Source organism: Catellatospora aurea (assembly GCF_042663325.1).
In the GTDB taxonomy this organism is placed as follows: domain Bacteria; phylum Actinomycetota; class Actinomycetes; order Mycobacteriales; family Micromonosporaceae; genus Catellatospora; species Catellatospora aurea.
In genome coordinates this window covers 1-4,476 of sequence record NZ_JBHTAC010000093.1, presented here as the reverse complement: position 1 = coordinate 4,476, position 4,476 = coordinate 1, and the positions used below count along the sequence as shown (strand labels likewise).

Sequence of the window (4,476 nt, the reverse complement as noted above, 5' to 3'; positions counted from 1 at the left end):
GATGCGGCCGGGCGTGCTGATATCGGTTTGGCGTTGGCCCTGTCCCTGTTCTTCAACGGACGCTCACATGACGCCGTCGACGCCTGCATGTCGGAGCTGGAGCGCCGCGGGGCGCTGCCTCGGCCCAGTCGGCAGGTGCTGCGGTCTGGTGTCATGGGCCTCACCAATCCTTCCCCGGACCTGCAGAGCCTTGCCGCCCTCGCCGAACGGATGAGCGTGGTGGAGCCCACCGAGGGTTCGGTAGGCGGGCTTACCCTCGATGCCGTCCTGTCACTGCACGATGCATTCCGCAACGACCGGGCCTCTGCGCGCGAACGCGCCCTGCGTGCCATCGCAAAGGACCGACTGATCACCGAGCCGGCTGCCGACAGTGCCCTCGCCTGTGCCTGGCAGGTGCTCGATCTGTGTGATGCGCCCGAGGTTTTGCCCTCCATCGAAGCGGCCGCGATCCAGGCGCGCAGATCCGGCTCCTTGCAGGCGTCCGCCACGGTTGCTGCCGCCCGTGCGGCGGTCATGCTCAGCCGGGGTTCGCTCAAGGAGGCGATCGAGAACTCCCGCGTGGCCTGGGAGGCCGCCGCGCGCGGTTCACTCCCGTCCGCCATGCCCGCAATCGCGAACCTTTATGTGCAGGCGCTGCTCAAGGCGGGTGAGAACGACCGTGCCGACATGGTGATGGCCCAGGTGAGGACGACGTTACGCGGTGCCATGACTGACCTGGCGTTCGCCGAAGCGGACATGGCGCTGGCCCTGAGCAAGGGCGAGGTCACACGGGGCCTGGACAGGGCGCTGGCCACCCGGCGCCAGTGCGACTCGCTCAACCTGCGCAACCCGCTGTCGCCGGACTGGCGGTCTCCGCTGATCGAGTGCCTCAGGCTGCTGGGTCGCGGAGAAGAGGCGCAGCTGGCGTCAGCCGCGTTCACCCTGGCGGCCCAGATGTGGCACACGCCCCGAGCGATGGCCCGCGCCATGCGGGCTGCGGCGAGTCTGGTGGAGGGGTCCGGGCGCATCAGTTTGCTCAGTGAAACGGTCCAGGTGCTCGACGGAACGCAAGCACGCCTGGAGCAGGCGGAGACGATGCTTCAGCTCGGCGAAGCTCTACTGGAGATTGGCGAGGTCGAGGGTGCCCGCCGCAACCTGCGGCAGGCTCTGGCGTTGGCGGAGCAGTGCTGGGCCCGTCCCATGCGCCAGAGAATCATGTCGATCATGGGTATGGCGGGAAGCGGATCACTGCCGCAGACACCGGCGGCCGCCCGCCGATCGGAGCACGCGCGGCTGGCGAAGGCCCGCTGACGCCGAATCCTCCCGGAAGGGTGATGACCTCGGTACGTCGGCGGCGAGGAGCCAGGCGAGGTGGACGCACCCGGCGGTGGCACGGAGGGGAACGCCTGTCGTCAGTAGCACATCAGCGGGAGTTCAGCCTTCGCTGTCACGTTGAGTAACCAAATCGGCGAGGTGTCGAGCACGCTGTGTCGCTCGTCGCCGGTTCGGGGCCTGTGGGGCGGCTCGGGACGCGATCTGCCCTGCGATATCCGAGGAGCGACGGCCAGATGACAGCGGCTCGTGTTTCGAGCACATGGAGAGTTATTATGATCCTCTTTGACAATGGTTCCGCTATGTCGCTTTCTGGGGCGGCAGAGACACCAGAGCAACCAGGCATGCAGGTGGGCGTGATGCCCCTGCTATCTGCGGCCGAAGAAGTCGAACTCGCGAAGATGATCGAGGCCGGCCTGTACGCGGAATGGCTGCTTGCCCGGGGCGCCGGCCATCCGGCGGCATCGCCGCTGGACCTGGCGCGGATAGTGGCCGACGGGGACCAGGCCAAGGAACGCTTCATCCGGTCCAATCTGAGGTTGGTGGCCTCGGTCGCGCGCCGCTACACGAACATCGACATGGACATGGTCGACCTGCTCCAGGAGGGCAACATCGGCTTGGTGCGGGCGGTCGAAAAGTTCGACTACCGGCGGGGGTACAAGTTCTCCACCTACGCGGTGTGGTGGATCCGGCAGGCGATTCTGCGTTCCATGGCGGCGCAGAACTTCACGATCCAGTTGCCGAATCACGTGATGCTGCAGATCCAGCAGATGTGGCAGGCCGAACGCAGGCTGGGAGCGGCCGGTGACACGCCCGCGGACGCGGCGCTGGCAAAGATGATCGGCGTGACCCCGGAGCGGCTGGGCGACCTGCGTAAGTGGTCGGAACACACGCTGTCGCTGCATACCGTCGAGGAGACGAACCCGGGCCTGTGGCAGGCCGACAGCGGCTCGGACCCGGCGGAGATAGTCGCGGCGGGTCTCGACCGGAGCATGGTGCGCAAGATGCTGGACATCCTCGACCGTCGATCACGCACGCTGATCTGCCTGCGCTATGGCTTGCATGATGAGGTCCCACGCAGCGCCGCCGAGGTCGGCCGGCATATGGGCCTGTCACGTCAGCGCGTCCAGCAGATCGAGGCGCGGGCGCTGGAGAAGCTGCGCGAGGGTGTCCGCATGGAGCGGCGGGCATGGCTGCGCCGTCGGCGGCAGCGTGTAGCGGCGTGAGTCCCGCACACAGGCTTCGCCGCATCAGGCAACCTCGGCCGGCGACGGTTACGTGGGGAGCAGAGGGGGCCGGACTGTCGAACGCGGAAAGGAACGGGCAGCGCGTCTATGCGAGTGTTGGGATGGGGACAGCGCGTCGACGAGGCGGAGTTCGTCAGCTTCTATCAGAGCCGGGCCGACGCGCTGCGGGACACCGCCTACATGCTGTGCCGCGACTGGCATCTCGCGGAGGACTTGACGCAGGTGACCTTCACCAAGCTGTATCGGGTCTGGCACCGGCTCGACGATCGCGCCGCGCTTGATCAGTACGCCCGCAAGGTTCTGCTGCGGGTGTTCCTCGATGAGCGACGTCGGCCGTGGCGTCGCGAGACCTCCGTCGAGCCGCACAGCTTCCACCTGGATACGGCGACCACCGGTGGCTTAAGCGCAGTGGAGGCGTCGTTCCTGCACCAGGCGTTGGTGCGCCTGCCCAAGCGACGCCGTGCGGTGCTGGTCCTGCGCTACTGGGCCGACATGTCCGTCGAGCAGGTGGCAGAGACCCTCGACTGCTCGACCGGCACGGTGAAGAGCCAGTCGGCTCGCGGGTTGAGCCAGCTGCGTGATGAGCTGGAGCGGACACGTGTCGCAGTGAACTGTGGCGATGGGGTGAATTAGTGGATAAAGTACGTGAATTGCTGCAACAGGCTATCGAGCATCCCAAACCGCCGCTGCGCGGCAGTGGCGACGTGCTGAGGACAGCGCGGCGCGCCCACCAGCGCCGCGCCGTCTTCGTGACATCGCTGTCCGGACTCGGCGTCGTCGCGGCGGTCGCCGTTGGCGCGAGCCTGCTCACGGTGCAGCCCGCCACGGACCATCCCACGGGTCAAGCGAGCACGAGCCCGTCGTCGCCGACGACGTCACGGCCGCGGGTGCCCTCAGCAATGATTGCCGGAGCGCATGGTCCCCGCATGGTCGAGGTGATGAAAGCTGCGGTCCCGTCCGGGCTCGCCGTCAGCCAGCCACCAGGGAGCGAGTTCGTCATGCTCTCCGCCCGCGCGACACCGGATGCCTATGTCTTCGGCACGCGCATCGCGTTGTCGAACTCCGAGGGTTCGGGCCTGCTGACCGCGATGACGGTCCGGTTCAAGCCCAACGACCCGGCTGCGGTCCTCGCCGGCGGTGACCTCTGCGCCCGCGATGTCGCCGCCTGGCTTTCCACCTTCACCGGTGGAAAGGAGAACGACTGCGCGGAGGTGGTCGTCGGGGGTGAACGTATTCGGGTCGCCTCGTCGGATGCCACCCGTACGGCCGTCCGATGGCTGGATGGAGGCTTGGTCGTGCTGGTGTGGTCCCATGACGGCTGGCGTCCGGACCTGGGGGTGTGGCCGTCGTCCAGCCCGGCGGTGGGGGGCGGTTCCCGTACAGTGCCGGACCTTTCTGCCACGACCCTCGCCGAACTGGCCCGAGATGACCGGCTCCTACCCTAAACGGGCATAGGGTTGGTGGGGAGGCTGTCGTGCGGCCAACGACACCAGTGCGAACCATGTGGCAATGCGGACCCGGTGGATACCCGGTCTGTGGTCGTCGGGTGGGCGGACTTGGCGGCGCGCGGGTGAGCTGCCTCGCTTCGGGGCCTGTGGCGACGGGGCTGCTGTGTCGGCACGAGGCCGAGATCGTGGGCGTACCTCGGTGTCCGGCCGTCGTTCCATGTGCCCCCGGCCTGCCGCTCGGGCTCGTCCAGTTGCCCGACCTTTCCGGTGGGTGTTCCCGTACCCGGCCTGCTGGTGGGTCTCCCCCGCCGGTGACCAAGCCCGCGACCGCTTGCGCGTATCGGCGCGCAGCGCCGGGTGCCGTCGCGGCCGTCCCGCTGTCGATCAAGAAGGAGTACGTATGAGCGGCGATGTCCGGGTGCGGTTGCTGGGTCCGGTTGAGGTGTTGGTGGATGGGGTGGCGCGGCCGG

General features: G+C 67.9%; 4 protein-coding genes. All 4 read left to right on the top strand.

All coding sequences use genetic code 11. The features are described from left to right. Window positions 1–1,290, top strand: a 1,290-nt coding sequence (locus tag ACFQO7_RS37590; RefSeq protein WP_376810866.1) for a hypothetical protein, incomplete at its 5' end; no start/stop codon positions are given. A gap of 365 nt (window positions 1,291–1,655) precedes the next feature. Further along, complete coding sequence (locus tag ACFQO7_RS37585) at window positions 1,656–2,537, top strand: sigma-70 family RNA polymerase sigma factor (protein ID WP_376810865.1); 882 nt, start codon at window positions 1,656–1,658, stop codon at window positions 2,535–2,537. A 108-nt stretch (window positions 2,538–2,645) separates the two neighbouring features. Further along, entirely contained in the window at window positions 2,646–3,191 is a 546-nt protein-coding gene (locus ACFQO7_RS37580) for a SigE family RNA polymerase sigma factor (RefSeq protein ID WP_376810864.1), read from the top strand. Further along, window positions 3,191–4,003 (top strand): hypothetical protein, encoded by an 813-nt coding sequence (locus ACFQO7_RS37575; protein ID WP_376810863.1) that lies wholly within the window; start codon window positions 3,191–3,193, stop codon window positions 4,001–4,003. Before ACFQO7_RS37580 ends, ACFQO7_RS37575 begins: the two co-directional genes overlap by 1 nt. Window positions 4,004–4,476 lie beyond the last annotated feature (473 nt).

Excerpts from the sequence above, each read along its gene's own strand:
- ACFQO7_RS37585 (WP_376810865.1), top strand. The coding sequence starts at position 1,656 with ATGCAGGTGGGCGTGATGCCCCTGCTATCTGCGGCCGAAGAAGTCGAA.
- ACFQO7_RS37580 (WP_376810864.1), top strand. The coding sequence starts at position 2,646 with ATGCGAGTGTTGGGATGGGGACAGCGCGTCGACGAGGCGGAGTTCGTC.